Here is a 25,513-nt window from a genome sequence, read left to right as displayed (position 1 = left end):
CTATGAACCTGATGCGCCTGCCGACGCTCTGAGCTGTTAACCCCCAGGCCAAGGTGAGCCATGGAGCTGATCGTCGCGCGCCCCGAAGGGCTGTATTGCCCACCCGGTGATTTCTACATCGACCCCTGGCGGCCGGTCGATCGGGCAGTGATCACCCACGCTCACGGTGACCATGCCCGGCGCGGCAATCGCCACTACCTCGCCGCGGCGCCCGGCGCCGGGATACTGCGCGCGCGGCTGGGCGAGGACATCGACCTGCAGACCCTGCCCTATGGCACGCCGCTTGCGCACCACGGCGTGACCCTGAGCTTTCACCCCGCCGGCCATGTGCTCGGCTCGGCCCAGGTGCGCCTGGCATACCGCGGCGAGGTGTGGGTCGCCTCTGGCGACTACAAGGTCGAGCCAGACGGCACCTGCGAAGCCTTCGAACCGGTGCACTGCCACACCTTCATCAGCGAATCGACCTTCGGCCTGCCAATCTACCGTTGGCAAGCCCAGGCCTGCATTTTCGCCGACATCGACGCATGGTGGCGCGCCAATGCCGCCGCCGGGCGTCCGAGCGTGCTGTTCGCCTACGCCTTCGGCAAGGCCCAGCGGATTCTCCACGGCATCGATGCCAACATTGGCCCGGTGCTGGTGCACGGCGCGGTGGAGCCGCTGAACCAGGTCTACCGCGCCGCCGGTGTGCGCCTGCCGGAAACTCTGCCCGCCACGGCGACCAGCAAGGGCGACCCATTGCTGCGCCAGGCGCTGATCCTCGCCCCGCCCTCGGCGGGGGGCAGCACCTGGATGCGCCGCTTCGGCGACTACAGCGATGCCTTTGCCAGCGGCTGGATGCTGCTGCGCGGGGCGCGCCGTCGGCGCGGCGTCGACCGGGGCTTCGTGCTCTCCGACCACGCCGACTGGCCTGGCCTGCTCTGGGCCATCGAGCAGAGCGGCGCCGAGCGGGTGATGGTCACTCACGGCCAGGTCAACGTGCTGGTTCGCTACCTGACCGAGCGCGGCCTGGATGCCCGAGCCTTCCAGACCGAGTACGGCGAGGAAGACGACAGCCTGGAGCCGACTACCTGATGAGAGCCTTCGCCGAACTCTACGCCCGGCTCGACGCCACTACCTCGAGCAATGCCAAGCTCGCCGCGCTGCAAGACTACCTGGCTGCCGCGCCACCTGCCGATGCCGCGTGGGCGGTGTACTTCCTCGCTGGCGGGCGCCCCCGCCAGGTGGTGCCGACCCGTGTGCTGCGCGACCTGGCGATTCGCCTGTGCGGCCTGCCCGAGTGGTTGTTCGAGGAGAGCTACCAGGCCGTCGGCGACTTCGCCGAAACCCTTTCGCTGTTGCTGCCAGAGTCCACCCAGGTCGCGGATGAAAGTTTGCAGTGGTGGCTGGAGCAACTGCTGCCGCTGCGCGGCCTGCCCCCCGAGGAACTCGCGCCGCGCTTGCAGGCGCTGTGGGCGCGGCTCGACCGGCAAAGCCTGATGGTCAGTCTCAAGCTGCTCACCGGTGGCTTTCGCGTCGGCGTCTCGAAACTGCTGGTGACCCGCGCCCTGGCCGCGTTGGCCGGGGTCGACGCCAAGCGTGTCGCGCAGCGCATGGTCGGCTACACCGACCTTGCGCACCAGCCGACGCCCCAGCGCTACCTGGCGTTGATCGCCCAGGAGTCCGCCGAGGAACATGCCCAGCGCGGTGGCCAGCCCTACCCGTTCTTCTTGGCGCACCCGCTACAGGAGCCGCTCGAGCGTTTCGACGCGGTGCTCGGCCCGCCCCAGGAGTGGCTGGTGGAATGGAAGTGGGACGGCATCCGCGCCCAACTGGTGAAACGCGATGGGTGTGCCTGGCTGTGGTCGCGGGGCGAGGAGCTGATCACCGAGCGCTTCCCCGAGCTCGCCCGCCTGGCCGCCGCCCTGCCAGACGGCACCGTGCTCGATGGTGAGCTGGTGATCTGGAAGGCGCCATCCGACAGCGGCGAACAGACATTCGGCGTCCAGCCGTTCGCCCTGCTGCAACAACGCATCGGGCGCAAGACCTTGGGCAAGAGGCTGCTGGACGAGTTGCCGGCGGCGCTGCTGGCCTACGACCTGCTGGAGTGGCAAGGCGAAGACTGGCGCAGCCGCAGCCAGGACCAGCGTCGGGAACAGCTCGAGGCGCTGGTCGATAGCATCGGCGATGCCCGCCTGCGCCTGTCGCCGCGCGTGACCGGCGACGACTGGCAGGCGCTCGCCCGCCAGCGCGAGGCCTCGCGCCAGCTGGGTGTCGAGGGCATGATGCTCAAGCGCCGCGACTCGCTGTACGGCGTGGGTCGTACCCGTGACCTGGGCCTGTGGTGGAAATGGAAGATCGACCCGTTCAGCATCGATGCGGTGCTGATCTATGCCCAGCGCGGCCATGGCCGGCGCGCCAGCCTGTACAGCGACTACACCTTCGCGGTATGGGACGACAGCGCGCCGGGCGAACGGGTGCTGGTGCCCTTCGCCAAGGCCTACTCCGGCCTCACCGACGAAGAGATGCGCAAGGTCGACGCCATCGTGCGCAGGACCACGGTGGACAAGTTCGGCCCGGTACGCAGCGTCACGCCGACCCTGGTATTCGAACTGGGCTTCGAAGGCATCGCCCTGTCCAAGCGCCACAAGAGCGGCATCGCGGTGCGTTTCCCACGCATGTTGCGCTGGCGCACCGACAAGACCATCGAACAGGCTGACACGCTGGCCACCTTGCAGGGGCTGCTGTGATGGTCAAGCGCCGCCAGCCTTCCAGCCGCTGGTTCGCCGAGCGCGGCTGGAAGCCGTTCAGCTTCCAGAAGGCCGTCTGGCAAGCCGTGGCCGACGGCGAGTCGGGGCTGCTGCACGCCGCCACCGGCGCCGGCAAGACCTATGCGGTGTGGTTCGCCGCGCTGGATCGTTTCGCCGGGCAGTGTACCTCCCTGCCCTCGTCAGCAGGTCGCGGCAAGCCTGCCATGGCGCCGCTGACCGTGCTGTGGATCACCCCCATGCGTGCCCTGGCCACCGATACGGCCAGGGCGCTGCAGGCCCCCCTGGATGACCTGGGGATCGCCTGGAGCATCGGCCTGCGCACCGGTGACACCGGCAGCGCCGAACGCGCCCGCCAGGCACGGCGCCTGCCCAGCGCCCTGGTCACCACACCGGAAAGCCTGACCCTGTTGTTGACCCAGGCCAATGCACGCGAGGCGTTCGCCGGCCTGCGCATGCTGGTGGTGGACGAATGGCACGAGTTGCTCGGCAACAAACGGGGCGTGCAGTTGCAACTGGCCCTCGCCCGCCTGCGCTGCTGGCAGCCGTCGCTTATGGTCTGGGCGCTTTCGGCCACGCTGGGCAACCTGGAGCATGCCCGGCAAGTGCTGATGCCGGCGGGCCGCCTGGTGCAGGGGCATGACGCCAAGGACCTGCGCATCGACACCTTGCTGCCGGCCGCCATCGAACGCTTCCCTTGGGCCGGACACCTGGGCCTGCGCATGCTCGGGCAAGTCGTCGACCAACTGGAGGGCAGCGCCACCACGCTGGTGTTCACCAACACCCGCTCGCAGGCGGAGACCTGGTACCAGGCACTGCTGCAGGCGCGGCCCGACTGGGCCGGGCTGCTGGCACTGCACCATGGCTCGCTGTCACGTGAGGTGCGCGACTGGGTGGAGCTGACCTTGAAGAAAGGCCAGCTGAAGGCGGTGGTGTGCACCTCAAGCCTGGACCTTGGCGTGGACTTCCTGCCCGTGGAGCGCGTGCTGCAGGTCGGTTCGGCCAAGGGGGTGGCACGCCTGATGCAGCGCGCCGGGCGCTCCGGCCACGCCCCGGGCCGGCCCTCGCGTGCCACGCTGGTACCGACTCACAGCCTGGAGCTGCTGGAGGCGGCGGCGGCACGCAGGGCGGTGGCCCAGGGCAAGGTCGAGGCGCGCCAGGCCCCCGAGCGGCCACTGGATGTGCTGGTCCAGCACTTGGTGAGCATGGCCCTCGGCGATGGCTTTGAGGCCCAGGACATGCTCGCCGAAGTGCGCAGCGCCTGGTCGTACCGCGACCTGAGCGACACGCAATGGGCATGGGCCCTGGCGTTCATCCGCCACGGCGGTCTCTCGCTCACGGCCTACCCCGATTTCCGCCGCGCCGAGCCGGACGCCGAAGGCCGCTGGCGGGTGCCCGACGCACGCCTGGCACGCCGTCACCGCATGAGCATCGGCACCCTGGTCAGCGATGCCAGCCTGACCGTGAAGTTCTGGGCCCGCGGCGGCAGCGGATCGCTGGGCAGCGTCGAGGAAGGCTTCATCGCCCGCCTACGCCCAGGCGACCACTTCCTGTTCGCGGGCCGCACGCTTGAGCTGGTGGAAGTGCGCGACATGACCGTCTACGTGCGCCGCGCCAGCGACCGCAAGGCCGCCATCCCGCGCTGGAACGGCGGGCGCATGCCGCTCTCGGGCGAACTGGCCGAGGCGATGCTGGCCGAACTGGACGCGGCGGACCAGGGTGTCTTCCAAGGCCCGGAAATGCGCCTGCTGCGCCCGTTGCTGGAGGTGCAGAAAGCCTGGTCGGCGCTGCCTGGCAAAAACGTCCTGCTGGCCGAGACCCTGAAGTCCCGCGAGGGCTGGCACCTGTTTCTCTATCCCTTCGCCGGGCGCTCGGTGCACCTGGGCCTGGCCAGCCTGCTGGCTTGGCGCCTGGCCCGGGATACACCGCTGAGTTTCTCCATCGCGGTCAACGACTACGGCCTGGAGCTGCTATGCGCCAGCGCCATCGACTATGCCGGCGCCCTGACCCCGGCGCTGTTCGACAGCCATGACTTGCTACCCGAGGTGCTTGCCAGCCTCAATGCCGGCGAACTGGCGCGCCGGCGCTTTCGCGAGATCGCCCGGATCGCCGGGCTGGTGTTCACGGGCTACCCCGGTGCACCGAAGAGCGCGCGCCAGTTGCAGGCCTCCAGCGGGCTGTACTTCGATGTGTTCAGGCAGCACGACCCGGACAACCTGCTGCTGACCCAGGCCCGCCAGGAGGTGCTGAGCCAGGAACTGGATGTGCAACGCCTGCGCCAGACCCTGCAGCGCTTGCAGCCTCTGCCGCTGCAACTGCGGACCATCAGGCGCGCCACACCGTTCGCCTTTCCGCTGATGGTCGAGCGCTTTCGCGAGAGCCTCAGCTCGGAAAAACTCGCCGACCGGATCCGGCGCATGGTCAGCGACCTGGAGCAGGCCGCAGGTGCCGGGGCACAGGAGCCTGCGGCGTTGACCACGCTGATGGTCGAGGATGACACGTGTGAACCTGGCCGCGCGCGCAAGGCCAGGCGCAGCAAGGACGGCCGGCCACGCCCGGCCAGGCAGCGGTCCTGAGGCCATGGCCAGCACCCATCTTTCGCACATCACCGTACAGGTGGCCGGCACCGAACTCTGTCTGATGGCGGAAAAAGCCCTGTGGTGGCCAGAGCGGCGGACCCTGCTGATCGCCGACCTGCATCTGGGCAAGGCAGCCGGCTACCGGGCACTGGGCCAGCCAGTGCCCAGTGGCACCACCGCCTGCAACCTGCAACGCCTGGATGCCCTGCTGCAGCGCTTTGCCTGCCAGCACCTGGTATTTCTCGGCGATTTCCTGCACAGCGCCAAAGGCAGAACCCCGCAAACCCTGGCAGCGCTTGCCGAGTGGCGCGCCCGCCATTCGGCGCTGCCTATCACCCTGGTGCGCGGCAACCATGACCGACAGGCCGGTGATCCACCGGCCGGGCTGGGCATCGAGGTGGTGGCCGAGCCGCTGCCGCTCGGCCCGTTCGCCCTGCACCACGAGCCCTGCGCGCACCCACAGCGGCATGTACTGGCGGGCCATGTGCATCCGGCGTACCGCCTGCGCGGCCGTGGCCGCCAACAAGTGCGCCTGCCCTGCTTCCTGGTCGGCGAGCACCTGACCTTGTTGCCGTCGTTCGGCAGCTTCACCGGCGCGATGACGCTGCAGCCGGGAACGGGTCAGCGGGTCTATGTCATCGGTGATGGAGGGATCTGGGAAGTGCCCGAACAATTGAAGTGATAAAAAAATTAACCGTGTGCAATTTAAATATATTTACACATTCGATACAGCTGCTTACACCTGCTCATAGCCCATTAAAATTGTTTCACCAAAAACCTGCATAACTGCGCCAACAGTTAATTGAAATAACCATCGCCCCGCCAGACAATGGCTCGCCGCCCTGCTCTTCGCCGCTATCTGCCTGCGCGGTGCAGGGCCATGATTCCCAAACGACGCGCTTACCGAGGTGATATCGGCTCGCGCCATGTTTATCAAAAACCCAATAGCTCCGGACTTGAATTAGTCGCACGAGCAAACTTTTCACGTAACTTTCCCACCCATTCCAAAGAATGAAGCACTGGCAAATTACTTGCCGAGGAAACCTATGAACACCCCCGCCATTCATACGCCCACCCTCCCGTGTCCAGCCCAGGAGCGTATTCTGCTGACCGGTGCCACAGGTTTTCTCGGTGGCGCCGTCGCCGCCCAGATGATCGCCGAAGGGCATGCCGAGGCCCTGTGCTTCCTCGTTCGCGCCGAGAACCCGGCGCAGGGCCTGCAACGCCTGCGCCACAACCTGCGCCAGCACGGTGTCGACGACAGCCAGAGCCAGGCCCTGAGCGAAGCGCAGATCCTCTGCGGCGACTTCCTCGACACCGCCTGGCTGGCTCGCGAGACCCCGCGCCTGATGCAGGTCGACCGGGTGATCAACTGCGCCGCCGTGGCCTCGTTCTCGAAGAACCCCAATATCTGGCCGGTAAACGTCGAGGGCACCTACGCCTTTGCCCAGGTGCTGAGCCGCTCAAGCCGTCTCAAGCGTTTCCTCCACGTCGGCACCGCCATGTGCTGCGGCCCACAGCGCGAGTCACCGATCAGCGAATCGTGGGAGTTTCCCGAGGCCGCGCAGCAACTGGTGGACTACACCGCCTCGAAGGCGGAGATCGAACGGCGCATGCGTGAAGAGCTGCCCAGCCTGCCGCTGGTGGTGGCGCGGCCATCCATCGTGGTCGGCCACCGCAGCCTCGGCTGCCAGGCCTCGGGCAGCATCTTCTGGGTGTTCCGCATGGGCTTCGCCCTGGAAAGCTTCACCTGCGGCCTGGACGAGCAGATCGACGTGATCCCGGTGGACTACTGCGCCGAAGCGCTGATCGGCCTGGCGCTCAAGCCCCGCCTGGGTCATGACCTCTACCATATCTCCGCCGGCCATCATTCGGCCTGCACCTTCGCCGAGATCGACCAGGCCTTCGCCTTGGCCAATGGCGCGGAGCCGGTGGGCGAGCGCTATCGCAAGGTCGAGGCGGACGACCTCAAATCGCTCGCCAGCCATTTCGAAACCCGCATCGGCCCGGCCAACCCACGGCTGGTGCTGCGTGCACTGCGCCTGTACAGCGGCTTTGCCGACCTGAACTACCTGTTCGACAACAGCCGCCTGCTGGAAGAAGGCATTGCCATGCCGCCACGCTTTACCGACTACCTGGACGTTTGTGTCAGGTCGTCCAGCGGTGTGAGCATCGCCACGCAGATGCAGTGGGATTTCAAGTAATAAGCGTCACAGGGGCTGCTACGCAGCCTATCGCCGGCAAGCCGGTTCCCACAGGGACCGCGCAATTAGTAAGGCCTGCGCTGTATCTGTGGGAGCCGGCTTACCGGCGATGGGCCGCAAAGCGGCCCCTATCGCTAAACTGACTGGCGTTAGCCACAGAGGTTGATTTACTTAACATATTCATGAGGCGCATGATCACCACTTCTCCCGTGGAGGTCATGCTGCCGCCGTATGCCTACGGTGTTGGACGCGATGGACAACTTGGCAGCCTGAAGCAAAACCCTGGCAGTCCCAGGCAAGACACCTACCTGTCGTTAGGTGCTCAATACCTGTAACCGCCAGCGCTTGTGCAAGCCCTGCTTTCCAACAATTCCAACTGTCCAGGCTGCGCCATGATCAACATCGAAACGCCGACGTACTACACCGCCACCAAGAAGTACAACCTCAGCTTCCCCACCCTGGAAAGCGACATCGAAGCCGATGTCGTAGTGATCGGCGGCGGCTTCTCGGGCATCAACACCGCCCTGGAACTGGCCGAGCAAGGTATCACCAATGTCGTCGTGCTCGAGGCCCGCTACCTGGGCTTCGGCGGCACCGGACGCAACGGCGGGCAGATCATGGCCGGCATCGGCCACGACCTGGAGAAGATCAAGAGCAGCGTGGGCGACAAAGGCCTGCGCGAGATCTTCGAGATCAGCGAGCTGGGCGCCGGCATCATCAAGGCGCGCATCGCCCGCTACCAGATCGACGCCGACTTCTGCCACGGCTACGGCTACATGGGCTTCAACGCCCGCCAGGAAAAGACCCTGCGCGCCTGGGAGAAGGACTTCAAGGCCATCAACGGCAGGGACGAGATCCGCTTCCTCGGCGGTTCGGAGGTCAGGCAGATCATCGGCTCCGATGCCTACAGCAGCGCCTTGCTGCACGTGGGCGGGGGCCACGTGCACTCACTAAACCTACTGCTTGGCGAGGCCCAGGCCCTGGTCGGCCATGGTGCTCGGATCTTCGAGCACAGCCCGGCCCTGGAAGTGCACTACGGCGAGCGCATCACCGTGCGCACCGGGCGCGGCTCGGTCAAGGCCAGCAAGCTGCTGTGGGCCTGCGACAGCTTCCTCAACAAGCTCGAACCCGAACTGCATGCGCGCACCGTCAACACCTATGCCTTCCAGTTGATGACCGAGCCACTATCGGACGAGCTCATCCAGCGCATCAGCCCGATCCGCGGCGCCTACAGCGATATCCGCCCGGTGATCGACTACTACCGCGTCACTCGCGAGAACCGCCTGCTGTTCGGTGCCGCCACGCCGTTCGTGGAGCATATTCCCAAGGACCTCAAGGCCTGGAACCGCAACCTGATGCTGAAGATCTTCCCCTACCTCAAGGACGTGCGCATCGACCTGGCCTGGGGCGGACCGATGGCCACCAGCGCCAACTTGTTCCCGCAGATCGGCACACTGAGCAACCGCCCCAACGCCTTCTACGTGCAGGGCTACTCGGGATTCGGCGTCACCCCTAGCCACATCATCTGCAAGATCCTCGCCGAAGGCATGAGCGAAGGCTCGGCCCGCTACGACCTGATCAGTTCGGTCAAGCATGCGCGCATCCTCGGCAAGGACCATATCCGCCCGCTGCTGCTGACCGCCGGCAAGACCGTGCATCAGCTGTCGGGCTTCTTCAACGGCCGCCGTTGATTCTTTTTGAACAAAAACCAGGAGAACCACCATGACCCTCACCGCCGTCCGCCAGGGTGTGCAGCTGTCCGAACTCGACGCCTGGGGCACCGTTGCCGACCTCGGCTCGACCATCCTCGAAGGCGAGGTCAAGTGCTACGGCAAGATGACCCACGGCGCCCCGACCGACCCGGTCAGCAGCGCCTACTTCGGCACCACCCAGGGCAAGTTCCGCATGGTCTATCCGTTCAGCGAGCAGTCGGTGATCGTGACCGGCGAGATTCAGCTGACCGATGAATCCACCGGGCAGGTGACGCGCTACAAAGCGGGTGATGCCTGGTTCGTGACCAAGGGCACGCCGGTGCTGTGGGAGGTGCTGAGTGAGACCTTTGTGAAGCATTACCTTGCGCTAGCCTGATTACATCCTCGCGACCGCTTCGCCGGCAAGCCGGCTTCCACAGAGGACGCATAGCCCTGTGGAAGCCGGCTTGCCGGCGATGCTTTTAGCGCCCTGCCGTCAACGCCATGGCCCTGAAATCCTTCGGCGACTGCTCGAACTGCTTCTTGAACGCCCGGCTGAAATGCGCCGAGTCGGTGAAGCCCCACTTGTAGGCGATCGAGGTAATCGACTCGCGCTTGAGGAACGGGTTGGACAGATCATCGGCGCTGCGCTTGAGCCGCGAGCGCTGGATGTAGCGGCACACGCTGTCACCCTCCTCCTCGAACAACCGGTACAGGTGGCGTACCGAAATGCTCAGGCGCTCGGCCAGGTTTGCCGGGGTCAACCCCGGCTGGCCCAGCGACTCGTCGATGACCTTCTGCACATAGCCCCGCAGGCTGACGCCACCGAGCCCGGCCAGCGAGCCGGGGTTGTCATCAGCGTGCTCGAAGCCCGGCTCCAGCAGAGCGATGAACGCCGCCTGCAGCGCCTCGCCCTGGGTTGCCCCGGCCTCGTCGCCTTCACGGCACAGCTGGTCCATCAGCAGATGCAGCATGCGCCCGCAGGCGTTGGTCGAGGAGATCTTGCCGAAGGTCGCGCCCTGCCTCTTGAGATGCTTGCGCACCTGCTCGCGGGACAGTGACAGCGAGACATGCTCGATCAGGCCGAACGGGGTGATCTCGCACGGCCCCACCGAGTCCATCAACAGCAGCTCGCCTGGCGACAGCTGGATGCTCGCGCCACCCTGGGTGATCTGCGAGTAGCCCATGCGCTGGCTGACCAGGAAGCAGTGCTGGTCATCGTCGCGGTCGGGGTTGTCGCCCAGGCGGCGGATATTGCCGGCATTGGTGCGCAGGTTGGCAAGGGCCAGGCCGGCGCGATTGAAGGTGGCGATCTCGCCGATGAACAGCGAGCGATTGAAAGCAAGTTCGGTCTGGAACCGGCCGCAGACTTTCTGCATGGCTGAGGTCCAGCGCTCCAGCCCGTCATGGGCCGGGCTTGCGCTGTGCACTGGAGCGGGCTGGGGCATGGCGACCTCCACAGCAACGGTTGTTGTTATGGAGGCAATTGTTAACATGTTATCAATAAAGGCACAACCGTCATCTCTTGTAGGAGCGGTTTCAGCCGCGATGCAGATATCGCGGTGCCCGGCACCCGCTTTGCGGGTGATCGCGGCTAAAGCCGCTCAGAGATGAGTTGTAGTCAGAGGTCGCGCAGGGCGCACGCCAGCGCGTCGAACGCCAGCCAGAGATGGTGGCGCTGTTCGGTTGAGAGGGGGATGTAGCGACGCAAGGCCGGCATCCGGTTGACCACTTCGCTGGCGCCCATGTGCTCCAGGATCACCTGCCACTGGCCGTCGCGGCATTCGATGGCCAGGCGCTGGAAGTCCAGGGGCATCAGGCTGGCCTGCAGCGTTGCGAGGCGCGCCTCGAGCGCCTCGAACAATAGCGGGTCGCCGCCCCGCAGGCGGCAGCCCAGTCCGCTGCGCCGCAGCATACCGGTGTGGTGCAGTTCGGCGCGAAGCGTGCCCTGGCCACTGGCTGGCACGCGCAGGATGAACTCGCACATGACCAGATGCATCAACAGGTGGCTTTCGGTGCGCTCACGCACCTCGATACGCGGACCATCCTTGCGGTAGGCGAAGGATGCCGCGGCTGGCAAATCCGCCAATCCGAGATTGCGCCCCAGACGCGCCAGGGTAGCCCCGGGCCGATACCCGGCCGGAGCACGTGGCCCGCTCAGGCGCTCAAGCCAGCTTGCCGGCATGGCGCACCTGCTCGCTATGAGGTTGACCAGGCTCGGCGGCGAACTCCTTCTCCAGCACATCCTCGACCCTGGCCGGCCGGAACGGGTTGACCTTCTGCACGCACAACGTCCAGAACAGCGCGTAGACGGCGGTGGCGCCAAGCATCACGGCGAACGGCACATAGACATCGGCCGGGTTCATGCCCGGCGGGGTGATGAACCACATGCCCAGCAGGATGCCGATGCTGGAGACGATCTGCGGCAGCGGGAACAGCGGCGAGCGATAGGCCCGCGGCAGGTCCGGGCGACGGATGCGCAGGATCACCACCGACAGGGTCACCAGCAGGTACGCGGTACTCCAGGCGCATACCGCCGCCAGCACCAGGTGCAGGATGTTGTCGGTGTTGCCGCCCAGGTACCAGGCATGCAGGCACGGGATCAGCGCCACCACCAGGATGCACAGCAGCGGGGTCTTGAAGCGCGGGTGCAGGTAGGTGAACACCTTGGGCAATGCCCCATCCACGGCCATGCCGTAGAGAATCCGCGGCACCCCGGCCATCAGCGTGTTGATGGTGGCGGCGCCGGCGAAGAGGAAGCCGATGCCCAGCCACACCGGGCCGATATCGCCCATCACCTGCTCGGCGAAACGCGGGATGGCCATGGGGGTGTCCAGCAGGTGCACGCCGCTTGCTGCATCGAGCACCACGTTTTCCACCTGGCGCTTCATCGCCGCGCCGTAGATGAACATGCAACTGGCCACGCCGAACAACCCCAGCGCCATGGCCTTGGGCATTACCCAGGCCGACCGGCGCAGCTCCGGGGCCAAGGGAGTGACGAATTCGCAACCGACGAACATGAACATGGCCATGCCCACCAGCGACAGGATGGTCATCAGGTCGGTGCCGACCAGCGACACGCCGAACGGCCCTTCCAGCTCGACGGCGGGCGCTGCGATCAGGCCGAGCACGCCGAACACCATCAGCGTGGTCCACATGCCGAAGGTCAGCACCACCTCGGCGCGGCCGAAGGCGCTTACGCCAAAGGCGTTGAGCACGCCGAACACCAGCACGAAGCCCACCCCCAGCAGCCAGGAACCACCGGCCGATTCGGCCAGGGTATTGAGGTGTTCGAAGTTCACCAGGGCCATGACCCCGGAAAGGATGGTCTCGGCGGTGCCAGCGAACACATGCACGATCAGGTACGCCGACAGGGTACCGGTGATGGCGAAAAATCGGCCCAGGCCGCAGTTGATGTAGTCGTAGACGGAGCCGGTGGTGGGCAGGATCGCCGCCGCCTCGGCGAAGGTGGTCGATTGCGCCAGCATCATCACTGCGGCGATCAGCATGGCCACGGCGAAGGCGCTGCCGCCGATACCGAAGCCCATGGTCGCGGTGAGGATCACCGGGCTGGCCATGATCAGGCCGATGGTGCTGGCAAGCGCGGTGGGGAAGCCGACGCTGCCGCGGTTCAGGTGCTCGGTGAGCTTATTATTGGTTGTCATGGGTGGGCCCTGGGTGGACGAGAGAAAGATGACCGCTTACCCGGCGCGCCGCAAGTGCTGGCATGCACCGGGACTTCCCCACCACTTTGCGGCCTCCACCCAGGCAGGTCTTGCCACTGCCTGCCGCCGACCTTGATCCGTGTTGCCAGGTGCCAGACGATAGCCTTGCAGCGCTCTTGAGATAGAGCGCCGCGCGGGCGGCGCTCGATCTCACAGGCACTGCAACACTGGCGTCGAACACCTCGACGCAGTTACCCCTGCGCGCATCGATCCATCAGCTCATGCGGCAGGACCCTGGAATAGGCGCCTTGGTGATAGAGCAGCGGCGCCCCCCCGAGGTCGTCGAAGGCTAGCACCCGGCCAATGAGAATCCAGTGATCACCGCCGTCGATCTGCTGGAACTTCTCGCAGCGAAAACGCGCCGCGCAGCCTGGCAGCAAGGGCGCGCCGCCTTCGCCGGTCTCGTGCTCAATACCGGCGAAGCGGTCTTCGCTGGGGCGGGCGAAGGTGTTGGACAGGTCGATCTGGTCGGCCGCCAGCACATTGACGGCGAAGTGCCTGGCAGCCTCGAACACCGCATGGCTGCTGGAGCGCTTGTCGATGCTCCAGAGCACCAGCGGCGGTTCGAGGGATACCGAGTTGAAGCTGTTGGCGGTGACCCCGACCTTGCGCCCCGCAGGGTCGGTGGCAGTGATCACGGTAACGCCGGTGGCGAAGTTGCCCAGGGCGCGGCGGAAGGCGCGGCTATCGAAGGGAATGGACATGCAAGGCTCCATCATTGTTATTGGTCTGGCTGGGGCGCTCTCACATTGCTCCAGCCATGTTCATCGGTTGAAGCTCAGGTCATCGCCGGATCCGGCTCCAGCCCCATCAGCTCGCGCCCCAGGATCTGCGCGCAGACGTCATAGTCGGTATAGGCGTGCGCCCCGGTCATGTGCGCATCGCGGAACAGCCGCTGCAGCTCGTTGCCGTCAAACCAGGCGCCACCGCCGGCCGCCTCCATCAGCCGATCCACGGCCTGGATGCACAGCTTGACCGCATAGCCCTGGTTGGTACGCCAGTAGGCCAGCTCCGTGCGCGTCGGGTACTGGCGGCGGGCGCTGTATTCGGCGATCTGCTCCCAGCTCTTTTCCAGCAGCGCGCGCGCCGCAGCGACCTGATGGGTGGACTCGGCCAGGCGCATCAGCGCCGGGGTGGCCGCGCCGACGGCGGCGCCGGTGTAGGCGCGCACGCGGTTGCGGGTCTTGTCCTTGAACGCCTCGAGCATGCGTTCGGCGATGCCCAGGCTGACCGTGGAGAAGCCGCTGGCAAAATACGGCCGGTACGGGTTGAAGTAGATCGCGCTGTCCGGATACAGCCCGAAGCCCGCCGAGTGGCCCTCCATCATGTCCCGGGCCTTCTGGATGCGATGTTCGGGCACGAAGGCGCGCTCGACGATCAGCGTGCGGCTGCCACTGGCGCGCATGCCGGCGGCGAACCAGTCGTCGCGGATCTGGTAGTCGCTGCGCGGCAGCACGGCGAAGCAGTAGTCCTGGCCACCTTCGGGGTTGGTCCGGCGAAAGCCCATGATCGCCCACTCGGCATGATCGCAGCCGCTGCTCCAGCCCATCTCGCCACTGAACAGCACGCCGCCCTCGACCTCTTCGGTACGCCCGAACGGGGCGATGCTGCTACTGGCGGTGGCGTCCGGATCGTGGCCCCAGATCTCGTCCTGCAGGCGTGCCGGGAACATCGCCAACTGGTGGCTGTGGGTGCACAGCAGGCTCATCGCCCAGGCAGTGCTGGCACAGGCGCCGGCCAGCGCGGCGATGCATTCGGCGAACTGCGGCAGGCTGATCTCCAGGCCGCCGTAATGCCTGGGCAGGAAAGCCTTGTGCAGGCCGATGGCCTTGAGCGCGGCGATGTTCTCGGCGGGCACGCTGCGCTTTTGCTCGGCCTGGTCGGCGCGGGCGGCGATGGCCGGCAACAGGGGTTTGAGGTCTTCAAGCAGGGAATTTGGCTTTTTCATGGTCTGGCTCATTGTTATTGGACCCTGGCGAGCGCTGCCTGAAATGCGCGACTCGCTGATGAATGCCGGGTCAGTATGGGAGCCGTGGCCGAGGCCGAAAATGCAACTTCCGCACCTCGGATTGCACTTTTCATGGGGTTGGCAGGCTGAGTCATGGTGGCTGGCATGGGCAGACAAGAACGCCCGTTTGCCGCGCTTTAACCTGAGCAAATCGGGCCGCTGCGGCCCATCGCGGGGCAGTCCACTGCCACGAAGTCCTCGGCAACCCACCCGGAGTCCTGCCATGAGCGATATCCCCCTCCTCCCCAGCGTGAGCGCCTTCCTCGCCCGTGACCACGGCCTGTACATCCACGGCAAAACGGTCGCCAGCCAATCCAGCGCCCGCATCACCGTGTACAACCCGGCCAACGGCGAAGCCATCGCCCAGGTCGCCGACGCCAACCCGGCCGATATCGAGCGCGCCGTCGCATCGTCCCGCCAGGGATTTGCCAGCTGGTCGCGCACCCGCCCCGCCGCCCGCGCCGCGGTGCTGTTGCGCCTGGCCGACCTGCTGGAGGCCAACCGCGAGGAGCTGGCCCAGCTGGAAACCCTGCAATCGGGCAAGCTGATCGGCATCGCCCGCGCCTTCGAGGTGGAGCAGGCCGCGCACTTCCTGCGCTATTACGCCGGCTGGGCCACCAAGATCACCGGCCAGACCATCACCCCGTCGCTGCCCTCCTTCGCCGGGGAGCGCTACAGCGCCTTTACCCTGCGCGAGCCGGTGGGCGTGGTGGTGGGCATCGTGCCATGGAACTTCGCCACCATGATCGCCCTGTGGAAGCTGGCCTCGGCCCTGACCACCGGCTGCAGCATCGTGCTCAAGCCCAGCGAGTTCACCCCGCTGACCCTGCTGCGCATCGCCGAACTGGCCAGCGAGGCCGGCCTGCCACCGGGAGCCCTCAACGTGCTGACCGGTGGTGGCCTGGTGGGCAAGGCGCTGGTCGAACATCCCGGCACCGACAAGGTGTCGTTCACCGGCTCCGTGCCCACCGGCATCGCCGTCGGCCAGGCGGCCATGGGCGCCCGGCTGACCCGGGCGACCCTGGAACTGGGCGGCAAGAACGCCGTGGCGTTCCTGCCCGATGTCGCCGTCGACAAGGCGGTGGACGGCATCATCGAGGCCGGTTTCCTGCATTCCGGGCAGATCTGCGCCGCCGGCGAGCGCTTCTACGTGCATCGCTCACGCCTTGACCCGTTGCTCGACGCGCTGTCCCAGCGCCTGGGCCAACTGAAGATAGGCTCGCCCCTGGACGAAGCCACCCAGTTCGGCCCTGTAGCCAACAAGCCGCACCAGCAGAAGCTCGGCGAGCTGTTCGCCACCGCCCGCTCCGAGGGTAACCGCATCGTCCATGGCGGCCGCCTCGGCGAAGGCCCGGGATGCTTCGTCGAGCCCACTGTCATTCTCGCCAACAGCGCGGGCGACACTCTGCTCAACCAGGAAACCTTCGGCCCGGTGGCGACCTTTCTGCCCTATGACCACGAGGACGAACTGATCCACCTGATGAACGCCTCGCCCTACGGCCTGAGCGCGAGCCTGTGGACCAACGACCTGGGCAAGGCCATGCGCCTGATCCCGGAAATCCAGGCCGGCACCCTGTGGGTCAACATGCACACCCTGCTCGACCCGGCGGTGCCGTTCGGCGGCATCAAGGCCTCGGGTATCGGCCGCGAGTTCGGCTCGGCCTTCATCGACGACTTCACCGAACTGAAGTCGGTGATGATCCGCTACTGACCATGACCAGCGCCAACCACGACCTGGGCCACTACTGCCTATAGGCCTTCAGTCAGCAGGTGCCGGCGTCGCTGGCGGCGTTCTACCGCGTAAATGCCGGGCAGCATCCCAACACAGGAGTCAACGACATGCCGAAGCAAACCGACTGGATCACCGTGGGCGCCCTTGCCGAAGGCTTCGCACCTGAGGCCTTCATCCTGCCGCAACTGGCCGATCTGTCCGGGCGCTCGCTCACCCTGCACTTCGCCAATGGCTGGATCATCGAGCACCGCTTCGATAGCGAGCGCCTGCACTGGCACGCGGCGGACGGCCACAGCAGCGGCAGCGCCGACTACCGAGCCACTTCGGTGCGCCCCGGTATCTACCTGGTCGACTTCATCAAGCACGAGGCCGGCCAGGCCTGGTCGGTGTCACTGGTGCTCGACACCTTTGCGCAGGCCTTCACCGCCGTGCTCGGCCGCCTGCCCGACCAGGCCCGCACCCAGCGCGGCCTGTACGCCCTGGCCCTGGCCGGCGAAGCACTGACCGGCGTCGAAGCCAGCTTCCTGCACGGCAGCCTCGACCACCCCTGGCAGGCCGGTGCCTGCCCCCACGCGCCGACCACCGAACTGGTGGGCCTGCGCAACCACTACCGCTACAGCCCCACCGAGGAATACGAGCACGTCTACCTGAATGCCGACTACTACAGCTGGCAATGCCTGAAGGGTGTCGAGCAAGGCCTGTGCGACACCGACCGGGCGTACTACTACAAGATCGCCGAGCAGCTGTACCTGTTCGTCTGGTGCGAGAAGATCGTGCCCACCCTGGGCCTGGTGATGATCGACCTGACGCGGCACCGCAGCGACGGCAAGATCTTCGGCTACCAGGGCGGCGGCTTCGATGCGCTGGCCAACTTCCCGGTGTCATCCCATTGCCGAGTGCTCAACCGCACGGAGCATGCGCAGTGAACCGCAGCGTGCTGGTCACCGGGGCCGGCAGCGGCATCGGAGAAGCCTGCGCCCTGCGCCTGGCCCGCCAGGGCTGGCAGGTGGCACTGGTGGGCCGCCGCCGTGAGGCGCTGGAGCGCGTCGCGCGGCAGTGCGATGGCCTGGTGCTGGCCGGCGATGCCGCGGACAGTGCCAACTGGACGGGGTTCATCGAGCAGGTACGCGCGCGCTTCGACGGCCTCGACGCGGTTATTGCCTGCGCCGGCGGCCACGGCCTGGGCGCCTCCGAGCAGACCAGCGACAGCGCCTGGCGCGAGGCTCTGCGCAGCAACCTCGACAGCGCCTTCCACACCGCCCGGGCGTGCCTGCCGTTGCTGCGCGAGCGGCGTGGCAGCCTGGTGCTGCGGTCCTGGGTCACGAAATGCGGGAGGAAACGCTGGACCTGGCCGACCCCGTTGCGATCGACACCTTGCTAGCCAAGCTGGAACGCCTGGATGTTCTGGTGCACAACGCCGCGTACTTCCCGCTTACCACGTTCGCCGAGATCGACCCGGCGCTGCTGCAACGGACCCTGGCGGTGAACCTGGGGGCGTTGTTCTGGCTCACCCAAGGCGCCTTGCCGCTGTTCCGCCGCCAAGGTGGCGGCTGCGTGCTGGCCACCTCCTCGGTGACCGGCCCGCGGGTGGCCTATCCGGGCCTGAGCCATTACGCCGCGTCCAAGGCCGGGGTCAACGGCTTCATCCGCAACGCCGCACTGGAACTGGCGCAGTTCAATGCAACGGCGTGGAACCGGGGATGGTGCGCACCCCGGCCATGGGCAACCTCGGCGATACCGGGCTGAACGCCCGGATCGCCGCCGGCGTGCCCTTGGGACGACTGGGAGAACCCACCGATATCGCTGCCGCGATGCTGTTCCTGGCCTCCGACGCCGCCCGCTACATCACCGGCCAGACCCTTGTGGTCGACGGCGGTGCCACCCTGCCGGAGACCGCCGCGAGCCTGTGATGGCGGCGACATGCAAGAGCGCTGGCAGCCACGGGCAAGACCACCGCCAGCGTTCCACGCGCTAATAGCCCGTCGCCTTCCGACACTGCCTCCACAACAACGCGGCACTCAAGACCGCACACAAAAAACGAGGATCGATCCATGCGTCTCACTCCACGTCGCACCGCAATGGCCACGGCACTGACCCTGCTGGTCCATGGCCAGGCCAGCCCGGCCTACGAGCTGTACGCTGACGACGACAGCCACCTGAACGCCGATCTGCTCGCGGTCTGGGGCATGTTCAACAGCCGCCACAACTACGACGGCACCCCCGGTGGCTCGACCTGGCGCGAAGGTTTCATCAAGTACGGCCTCAGCGGCGACCAGGGCCTGGCCGGCAACGGCAGCCTGTATGGCGCCCTCAACTGGGTCAGCTCAGGCGCCTGGGGCGACGGCGACGCCGGCGGCAACCAGGACGGCTCCGAACGCACCACCAAGATCGAGGACGCCTACCTGGGCTGGCGCTCGGGCGACCTGTTCCCGTTGCTGGGCAAGGATGGCGTGGACCTGTCCGGCGGCCGCCAGGTGATCCGCCTGGGCAGCGGCTTCCTGATCAACGACGACGGTCCCAACCTCGGCAAGGGCCCGGCCGACGGCCAGCTCAACCGTGGCGGCGGCTTCTATCTGGGCGCGCGCCACGCCTTCGACCGCACTGCGGTGCTGCGCCTGGGCGGCCAGGAGGGGCTGCATGGCAGGGTGCTGTGGCTCAAGTCCGACAACCGCGCCCAGGCCGAAACCGAGCTGGCGGCCGGCACCCTGGACTACACCCACGACCTGGGTACCCTGGGCCTGACCTATATCCACGGCATCAACGTGGCCGACCAGTGGGCCAGCGAGTTCCAGAAGGCCCGCGAAGGCATGGATGTATACAGCGTGCGGGGCGAAGGCAGTGCGGGCCTGGCAAACACTCGGCTGGCCTTCGAATATGCCTGGCAGGACAAGCGCGGGGGGAATGAGACGGCCTGGTACGGCGAAGCGGCCTACACCTTCGCCGACACCCCTTGGGCGCCGCAGCTGACCTACCGCTACACCCGCTACTCCGCAGGCTGGGACCTGCTGTTCACAGGGCTTTCCAGCGGCTATGGCACCTGGATCCAGGGCGAGGTCGCCGGCAACTACGCCGGGCCATTCAACACCAACAGCGGCATCCACCATGTCGGCCTGAAGGCCACGCCACGGGACAATCTGACCCTCGGCGCGCTGTTCTTCGACTTCGACACGGTGCGTAGCCGCGACACCTTGAACCTCGATGCGCAGGAGCTGGACCTGTATGTGGAATGGGCGGTCAACGAGCACCTGATCGTCACCCCGCTGCTGGGGTTGTTCAAGCCGCGCAAGGATGAAAGCAATGGCGGCAACCAGGTGGGCAGCGGGACCAACGTCTACAGCCAACTGACGGTGGCGGTGCCGTTCTGAGTCATCGCGGGGCAAGCCCACGCCGACGGGCATCAGGCCCGAGGCGTGGAAGCAGGCTTGCCCCGCGATGAGGGCCTGTCAGCCCAGCAACAGGCGCAGGTCTGCGCCCTGCTCACCCAGCGGCGGGCACCAGTAATAGCCGCCGCTCAGCGGCCGGCTGAAGCGGTACAGGCCATCGACCACGCCATCCTCCAGCCCGCTCATGCGCCGCAGCTGCACCTCGAAGGCGTCCAGCGAGAAGCCCAGGGCGACGAACGCCAGGCCCGCGCCACGTTCATCGGTCCAGGCCACCGAGCGCCGCACCACGAACGCCTCGGGCGCGAAGCTCTCCTGGGCGGTGCGCTTGACGTGGGCGGATTCGGGCGCGTCGTCGAGCTCTTCGTTGTCGCTCAGGCGGCGACCGATGATGTTGTCCTGCTCGGCCTGGGGCAGCGACTTGAAGTAACCCAGGTCGTGCTTCCACAGCTGGAAGGCGGCGAAGCTCGAACCCGACAGGCCGGGGATGTCGCCCGGCACGATGGCGGCGGCAACGGCGTCTGCGTCCACTGGGTTCTCGGTACCATCTTCGTAGCCGGTCAGGTCATGGCCGCCGCGGTGCAGGAAGCCGTCGACGCTGTCGACCAGGCGCAGGGCCGGCGCCAGCGCCTGCTGCAAGGCCTGGGCGCGCAGGAACAGCTCGCCGCGCTCGGCACCGCGCAGCCACAGCCACAGGGCGTGCTGGGTCGCCGGGTTCTCCACCACCGCGTCCAGTTGCGGGAAACTGCGCAAGCCCGGCACCTCACGGCCCAGGGCCTTGGCCAGCGGAGCGCCGACGGCCAGGATCAGGCTGTGGCCATCGACCTGCGGCAACAGCTGGTCCAGTGCGGCGGGCAGCGCCTCCAGGGAATCGAGGGCAAAGAACAGGTGACGGGCGTGGGCCGGCACCGGGGTGGCAAGCAGACCTTGCTGGAACGGCATGACGGGCTAATCCTCGGCAAAAGCGCGAATGCTACTGCCACAGGCCCGGCATCGCAACGCGACATGGCGTCACCAGGCCAGTAACAAACGGTTACCAAGATCGTCCAGACACGATAGCTATCATTGCGCACCCACCTATACTCCTCGGGATCCTTCGCCCGAGAGACCGCCGATGACCGCCTCCCCCTTGCTCACCGCCCTCCTGCCGCTGGCCCTGGGCATCATCATGCTCGGCCTGGGCCTGTCGCTGACCCTCGCCGACTTCGCCCGGGTGGTGAAGTACCCCAAGCCGGTGGTGATCGGCCTGGCCTGCCAGATCCTGCTGCTGCCGCTGGTGTGCTTCCTGATCGCCAACGGCCTTGGCCTCGAGTCGGCGCTGGCGGTGGGCCTGATGCTGCTGGCAGCCTCGCCCGGCGGCACCACGGCCAACCTGTTCAGCCACCTGGCCCACGGCGATGTGGCGCTGAACATCACCCTCACTGCGGTCAACTCGCTGATCGCCATCCTCACCATGCCGCTGCTGGTGAACCTGTCGCTGATGTGGTTCATGGCATCGGACCAGGCCATCCCCCTGCAATTCGCCAAGGTCATGCAGGTGTTCGCCATCGTCCTGCTGCCGGTGGCCCTGGGCATGCTGATCCGTCACTGGGCGCCGCGCTTCGCCGCGCGCATGCAGAAGCCGATGAAGATCGTCGCGGCGCTGTTCCTGGCCTTCACCATCGTCCTGGCCCTGGCCAAGGACTGGCAGACCGTGGTCGAGTACGCGCCGATCGTCGGTGGCGCCGCGTTGCTGTTCAACCTGCTCAGCCTTGGCGTGGGTTACTGGGTGCCACGCCTGTTGAACATCCCGAAACGCCAGGCGATCGCCATCGGCATGGAGATCGGCATCCACAACGGCACTCTGGCCATCGCGCTGGCCCTGAGCCCGTCGCTGCTGAACAACGCGACCATGGCGGTGCCGGCGGCGATCTACAGCCTGATCATGTTCTTCACCGCGGCTGGGTTCGGCTGGTGGGTCAGCCGCGGGCAAGCACTGGAGAACGTGGCAGAGCAGCCATCGTGAGATAGACGAATCCCAGGGACATGGCCAGAGCCTTGATCGTTATTGTTCAAGCCGGGTCAGGTCCATGGGTGGGGATATCCGCATCCGTCTTGTGCAGGCAGAGCGCCTGTGGCCGTTCAGGAACTCTCCCGCACCATCAGCTCGAAGCCCAGGTCCTGCTGACCGGTAGCCACCCGCTTGCCATCGAGCAACGCCAGCAGCGCCTGCGCCGCGCCGCGCCCGACCGCCGCGCGCGGGGTGCGGATCGAGGTCAGGCGCGGGACCATGTGCGCCGAGGCCGGCAGGTCGTTGAAACCGACCATCGCCACCCGGCGCGGCACTTCGATGCCTTCGCGCAGGGCCTGCAGCACCGCGCCCTGGGCCAGGTCGTCGTTGCAGAAGAAGATACCGTCGACATCCGGCGCCTGGGCCAGCAGGCGGCTGAACAGCGTGCCGCCCAGGCCGATGGACGAGGGTTGCGGGTCCAGCACTTCAAGCTCGGGGGCTTGCAGACCGGCCTCGGCGAGGGCCTGACGGAAGCCTTCGGCGCGCTGCATCACCCGAGGGTCGAGCTGCGCGGCGATGAACCCCAGGCGTCGGCGGCCACGCTCGATCAGGTGCCGCGCCGCAGCGCGCCCGGCCGCGTGCTGGGAGAACCCTACCGACAAGGCATCGCCCTCGCCGCCCAGCTCCATCATGTGCACGCACGGTACTTGGCTCGCGGCCAGCATCTGCCGCGAGGCCTCGCTGCGCTCGAAGCCGGTGAGCAGCACGCCGCACGGCTGGTAGGCCAGGTAGTTGCGGATCAGGTTCTCTTCCTCGGCGACATCGTAGTGATAGTTGCCAATGAGCACTTCCAGGCCACGGGGGCGCATCACCTCGTGAATGGCCTCGAGGGTGTCGATGAACAGTTGATTGGACAATGAGGGGATCAACACCACCACCGACTGGCTGCGCGCCGACGCCAAGGCACGGGCGGCCGGGTTGGCGACATAGCCTAGGCTCGACGCCGCGGCCATGACCTTCTGCGCCAGCTCCGGCGCGACCGTGCTGACGCCCCGCAGGGCGCGGGAGGCGGTGATGGGGGAAACCCCGGAAAGCCTGGCGACTTCCGCCAGGGTGGGACGACCGGTAGTACGCGAGCCAGTACGGGACATGAGTATTGTAATTTTACTGCTTGCAGGAATGGGGAACGGTCACTAAGGTAGCGCTGTCTCTGGATGCAGGCAATGCAATCTTGGTAGCAGGCATGCGTTCAGCGTCCATACTGCCAAAGACAAGATCAATAACACCCGGGAGGGTGGCGCATGGTGTTCGGCTCGTCCCGACCGAGACAGCGCTATCTCACCCAGCAGGAGGTACAGATGAACCCTTCCCTGTCCGCGATCGTGGTCATGGGCGTGGCCGGCTGCGGTAAAAGCAGCGTCGGCGCTGCCATTGCCACCCGCAGCGGCGGCCGCCTGATCGAAGGCGATGCCTTCCACCCCGCCGCCAACATCGCCAAGATGAGCGCCGGCATTCCCCTGAACGACGATGACCGTGCCGGTTGGCTGGTACGCCTGGGCGAGGAGCTGCAGGCCACCCTCGCCGCCGGTGAACGCCCGATCCTCACCTGCTCGGCCCTCAAGCGCCGCTATCGGGACACCCTGCGCCTGGCCGTGCCCGAGTTGTGCTTCGTGTTCCTCGAGCTGACCCCGCAGGAAGCCGAGAAACGCGTACTGGCCCGCCCCGGTCACTTCATGCCGGCCAGCCTGATCGACAGCCAGTTCGCAGCGCTCGAGCCGCCGCACGCAGAGCCCCTGACCCTGGCCCTGGACGCCACCCGCCCGCTGCCCACGCTGGCCGAGGACGTGCATCAGTGGCTAAAGCCTTGCGGTGAGCAGGCGCTGGCGCGGACTGCCTGACCCGGCGGTTTTTCCGGCTCACCAAAGACAGCGCTGTCTCCAGGCCTCTCAAGGCTGATTACCGCAAGACACGCGATACCAAAACAACAACGAAAAGACCGAGGTTCACGAACCATGTTCGGACTGGCTACCGATACCTTCCTGCTACTCGACGCGCTGGTCACCATCGTCGGGCTCATCCTGCTGATCACCCATTTCAAGGTCCATCCCTTCGTCGCCCTCACCATAGCCGCGGGCTTTCTCGGCCTGACCTCCGGCATGCCGGTGGCCAAGGTGATGAAGTCGTTCCAGGACGGCTTCGGCGGCGTGCTCGGCTTCGTCGGCATCGTCCTGGCCCTGGGCACCATGCTCGGCAAGCTGATGGCCGACTCCGGCGGCGCGGACCAGATCGCCCAGACCCTGATCCGCGCCTTCGGCAAGCAGAAGGTGCACTGGGCGATGATGTTCGCCGCCTTCCTGGTGGGCATCCCGCTGTTCTTCGAGATCGGCTTCGTGCTGCTGATCCCGCTGGTGTTCATCGTCGCCCGCCGCTCCGGCGTGTCGCTGGTGAAGATCGGCATCCCGCTGCTGGCAGGCCTTTCGGTGGTGCACGGCCTGGTACCGCCGCACCCGGGCCCGCTGCTGGCGATCGGCATTTTCCACGCTGACATCGGCAAGACCATCTTCTATGGCCTGCTGGTGGCCCTGCCCACGGCGGTGATTGCCGGCCCCCTGTTCGGTAATTTCATTTCGCGCTACATCCCGGGCAACCCCTCCCAGGAGCTGATGGACCAGATCGCCCGCGAGTCGAACCAGCAGAACCTGCCCAGCTTCAGCGTGACCCTGATCACCGTGCTGCTGCCGGTGGTGCTGATGCTGCTCAAGACCTTCGCCGACGTGGTGCTACCGGCCGAGCACATCGTGCGTCAGTGGATGGACCTGATCGGCCACCCGATCACCGCCCTGCTCGCCGCACTGCTGCTGGCCTTCTACACCTTCGGTTCGGCCCGTGGCTTCAACCGCCAGCAGATCATGAAGATGCTCGACCAGAGCCTGGCCCCCACCGCCGCCATCGTGCTGATCGTCGGTGCTGGCGGTGGCTTCAAGCAGATGCTGGTCGACACCGGCGTGGGCAACGTGATCGGGCAGATGGCGGTGCAGGCCGAGATTTCGCCGATCATGCTGGCCTGGCTGGTGGCAGCGGTGATCCGCATCGCCACCGGCTCCGCCACGGTGGCCACCATCACCGGCGCCGGCATCGTCGCCCCGGTGATCGACCTGGTGCCGGGCGTCAACCGCGAACTGCTGGTGCTGGCCACCGGCGCCGGCTCGCTGATCCTGTCCCACGTCAACGACGCCGGCTTCTGGCTGGTCAAGCAGTACTTCAACATGACCGTGGCCGAGACGTTCAAGACCTGGAGCATGATGGAAACCATCCTCTCGGTGGTCGGCATCATCTTCATCATGCTGCTGTCGATGGTGGTGTGACCGTTGGTCGCCGTGATGGCACCTTGCTGATGGGGCCATGGCCCATATGAGAACGAGGCCCTGCGCAGGCGGGGCCGACTTCTTGTCATCGCAAA

The 25,513-nt window shown here is 66.5% G+C and carries 20 protein-coding genes and 2 pseudogenes; 15 read left to right on the top strand and 7 right to left on the bottom strand.

Features of this window, described 5'->3' with window-relative positions:
• Positions 1-60 precede the first annotated feature (60 nt).
• The 7 genes from KHO27_RS08815 (at position 61) to KHO27_RS08785 (ending at position 9,615) form a co-directional block, all read left to right on the top strand.
• Positions 61-1,071, top strand: a complete 1,011-nt coding sequence (locus KHO27_RS08815; protein ID WP_214501632.1) for a ligase-associated DNA damage response exonuclease — start codon at positions 61-63, stop codon at positions 1,069-1,071.
• Positions 1,071-2,726 carry an ATP-dependent DNA ligase gene (locus KHO27_RS08810; protein WP_214501631.1) on the top strand — a complete coding sequence of 552 codons (1,656 nt, stop codon included), beginning with the start codon at positions 1,071-1,073 and terminating at the stop codon, positions 2,724-2,726. The genes KHO27_RS08815 and KHO27_RS08810 overlap by 1 nt, the downstream gene beginning before the upstream one ends.
• Positions 2,726-5,320 carry a ligase-associated DNA damage response DEXH box helicase gene (locus KHO27_RS08805; protein ID WP_214501630.1) on the top strand — a complete coding sequence of 865 codons (2,595 nt, stop codon included), beginning with the start codon at positions 2,726-2,728 and terminating at the stop codon, positions 5,318-5,320. Before KHO27_RS08810 ends, KHO27_RS08805 begins: the two co-directional genes overlap by 1 nt.
• A gap of 4 nt (positions 5,321-5,324) precedes the next feature.
• Positions 5,325-6,005 (top strand): ligase-associated DNA damage response endonuclease PdeM, encoded by a 681-nt coding sequence (pdeM, locus tag KHO27_RS08800; RefSeq protein WP_214501629.1) that lies wholly within the window; start codon positions 5,325-5,327, stop codon positions 6,003-6,005.
• 364 nt (positions 6,006-6,369) lie between these two features.
• The gene (gene cprA, locus KHO27_RS08795) at positions 6,370-7,527 is read left to right on the top strand and encodes a cationic peptide resistance protein CprA (RefSeq protein WP_214501628.1); all 1,158 of its coding nucleotides are present in this window, start codon (positions 6,370-6,372) and stop codon (positions 7,525-7,527) included.
• Between the two features lie 392 nt (positions 7,528-7,919).
• Complete coding sequence (locus KHO27_RS08790) at positions 7,920-9,218, top strand: NAD(P)/FAD-dependent oxidoreductase (protein WP_214501627.1); 1,299 nt, start codon at positions 7,920-7,922, stop codon at positions 9,216-9,218.
• A 31-nt stretch (positions 9,219-9,249) separates the two neighbouring features.
• Entirely contained in the window at positions 9,250-9,615 is a 366-nt protein-coding gene (locus tag KHO27_RS08785; RefSeq protein WP_214501626.1) for a cupin domain-containing protein, read from the top strand.
• A gap of 85 nt (positions 9,616-9,700) precedes the next feature.
• Here the strand turns inward: KHO27_RS08785 and feaR are convergent, their stop codons facing one another.
• The 5 genes and pseudogenes from feaR to KHO27_RS08760 form a co-directional block, all read right to left on the bottom strand.
• Complete coding sequence (feaR, locus tag KHO27_RS08780) at positions 9,701-10,666, bottom strand: transcriptional regulator FeaR (RefSeq protein WP_214501625.1); 966 nt, start codon at positions 10,664-10,666, stop codon at positions 9,701-9,703.
• 173 nt (positions 10,667-10,839) lie between these two features.
• Complete coding sequence (locus KHO27_RS08775) at positions 10,840-11,403, bottom strand: DUF3156 family protein (RefSeq protein WP_214501624.1); 564 nt, start codon at positions 11,401-11,403, stop codon at positions 10,840-10,842.
• Positions 11,384-12,883 carry an APC family permease gene (locus KHO27_RS08770; RefSeq protein WP_214501623.1) on the bottom strand — a complete coding sequence of 500 codons (1,500 nt, stop codon included), beginning with the start codon at positions 12,881-12,883 and terminating at the stop codon, positions 11,384-11,386. The genes KHO27_RS08775 and KHO27_RS08770 overlap by 20 nt, the downstream gene beginning before the upstream one ends.
• 254 nt (positions 12,884-13,137) lie before the next feature.
• Positions 13,138-13,647: pseudogene (locus tag KHO27_RS08765) on the bottom strand (flavin reductase family protein); the annotation flags it as partial.
• A gap of 74 nt (positions 13,648-13,721) precedes the next feature.
• A complete protein-coding gene (locus tag KHO27_RS08760; protein WP_214501622.1) occupies positions 13,722-14,891 on the bottom strand; it encodes a p-hydroxyphenylacetate 3-hydroxylase oxygenase component in 1,170 nt (389 codons plus the stop codon).
• A gap of 283 nt (positions 14,892-15,174) precedes the next feature.
• Here KHO27_RS08760 and KHO27_RS08755 point away from each other — a divergent pair, with 283 nt between their 5' ends.
• From KHO27_RS08755 to KHO27_RS08735, 5 genes and pseudogenes are all read left to right on the top strand, one after another.
• Complete coding sequence (locus KHO27_RS08755) at positions 15,175-16,662, top strand: aldehyde dehydrogenase family protein (RefSeq protein ID WP_214501621.1); 1,488 nt, start codon at positions 15,175-15,177, stop codon at positions 16,660-16,662.
• Between the two features lie 128 nt (positions 16,663-16,790).
• Entirely contained in the window at positions 16,791-17,609 is an 819-nt protein-coding gene (locus KHO27_RS08750; RefSeq protein WP_214501620.1) for a molybdenum cofactor biosynthesis F family protein, read from the top strand.
• Entirely contained in the window at positions 17,606-18,064 is a 459-nt protein-coding gene (locus KHO27_RS08745; protein WP_250888431.1) for an SDR family oxidoreductase, read from the top strand. Before KHO27_RS08750 ends, KHO27_RS08745 begins: the two co-directional genes overlap by 4 nt.
• Positions 18,025-18,593, top strand: a pseudogene (locus tag KHO27_RS08740) (SDR family oxidoreductase); the annotation flags it as partial. The gene KHO27_RS08745 and the pseudogene KHO27_RS08740, both read left to right, overlap by 40 nt.
• A 168-nt stretch (positions 18,594-18,761) precedes the next feature.
• The gene (locus KHO27_RS08735) at positions 18,762-20,048 is read left to right on the top strand and encodes an alginate export family protein (protein ID WP_250888456.1); all 1,287 of its coding nucleotides are present in this window, start codon (positions 18,762-18,764) and stop codon (positions 20,046-20,048) included.
• Between the two features lie 78 nt (positions 20,049-20,126).
• Here the strand turns inward: KHO27_RS08735 and KHO27_RS08730 are convergent, their stop codons facing one another.
• Entirely contained in the window at positions 20,127-21,005 is an 879-nt protein-coding gene (locus tag KHO27_RS08730) for a Dyp-type peroxidase (RefSeq protein WP_046855724.1), read from the bottom strand.
• A 172-nt stretch (positions 21,006-21,177) separates the two neighbouring features.
• On the opposite strand from KHO27_RS08730, the gene KHO27_RS08725 reads away from it, so the two are divergent.
• Positions 21,178-22,068, top strand: coding sequence for a bile acid:sodium symporter family protein (locus tag KHO27_RS08725; RefSeq protein WP_110699219.1), 891 nt, complete (start codon positions 21,178-21,180; stop codon positions 22,066-22,068).
• A 116-nt stretch (positions 22,069-22,184) separates the two neighbouring features.
• Here the strand turns inward: KHO27_RS08725 and gntR are convergent, their stop codons facing one another.
• Entirely contained in the window at positions 22,185-23,204 is a 1,020-nt protein-coding gene (gene gntR, locus KHO27_RS08720; RefSeq protein WP_214501618.1) for an HTH-type transcriptional regulator GntR, read from the bottom strand.
• 207 nt (positions 23,205-23,411) lie between these two features.
• Here gntR and KHO27_RS08715 point away from each other — a divergent pair, with 207 nt between their 5' ends.
• Together KHO27_RS08715 and KHO27_RS08710 are read left to right on the top strand one after the other, a co-directional pair.
• On the top strand, positions 23,412-23,951 hold the full coding sequence (locus KHO27_RS08715; protein ID WP_102685267.1) for a gluconokinase: 540 nt from the start codon (positions 23,412-23,414) through the stop codon (positions 23,949-23,951).
• Positions 23,952-24,065: 114 nt separating this feature from the next.
• Positions 24,066-25,418, top strand: coding sequence for a GntP family permease (locus KHO27_RS08710; protein WP_038706074.1), 1,353 nt, complete (start codon positions 24,066-24,068; stop codon positions 25,416-25,418).
• Positions 25,419-25,513: the final 95 nt, after the last annotated feature.

This window comes from Pseudomonas sp. RC3H12 (assembly GCF_018596375.1).
Lineage (GTDB): Bacteria > Pseudomonadota > Gammaproteobacteria > Pseudomonadales > Pseudomonadaceae > Aquipseudomonas.
Note: the sequence above shows the minus strand (reverse complement) of the source record. Positions and strands in the feature narration are given on the sequence as shown.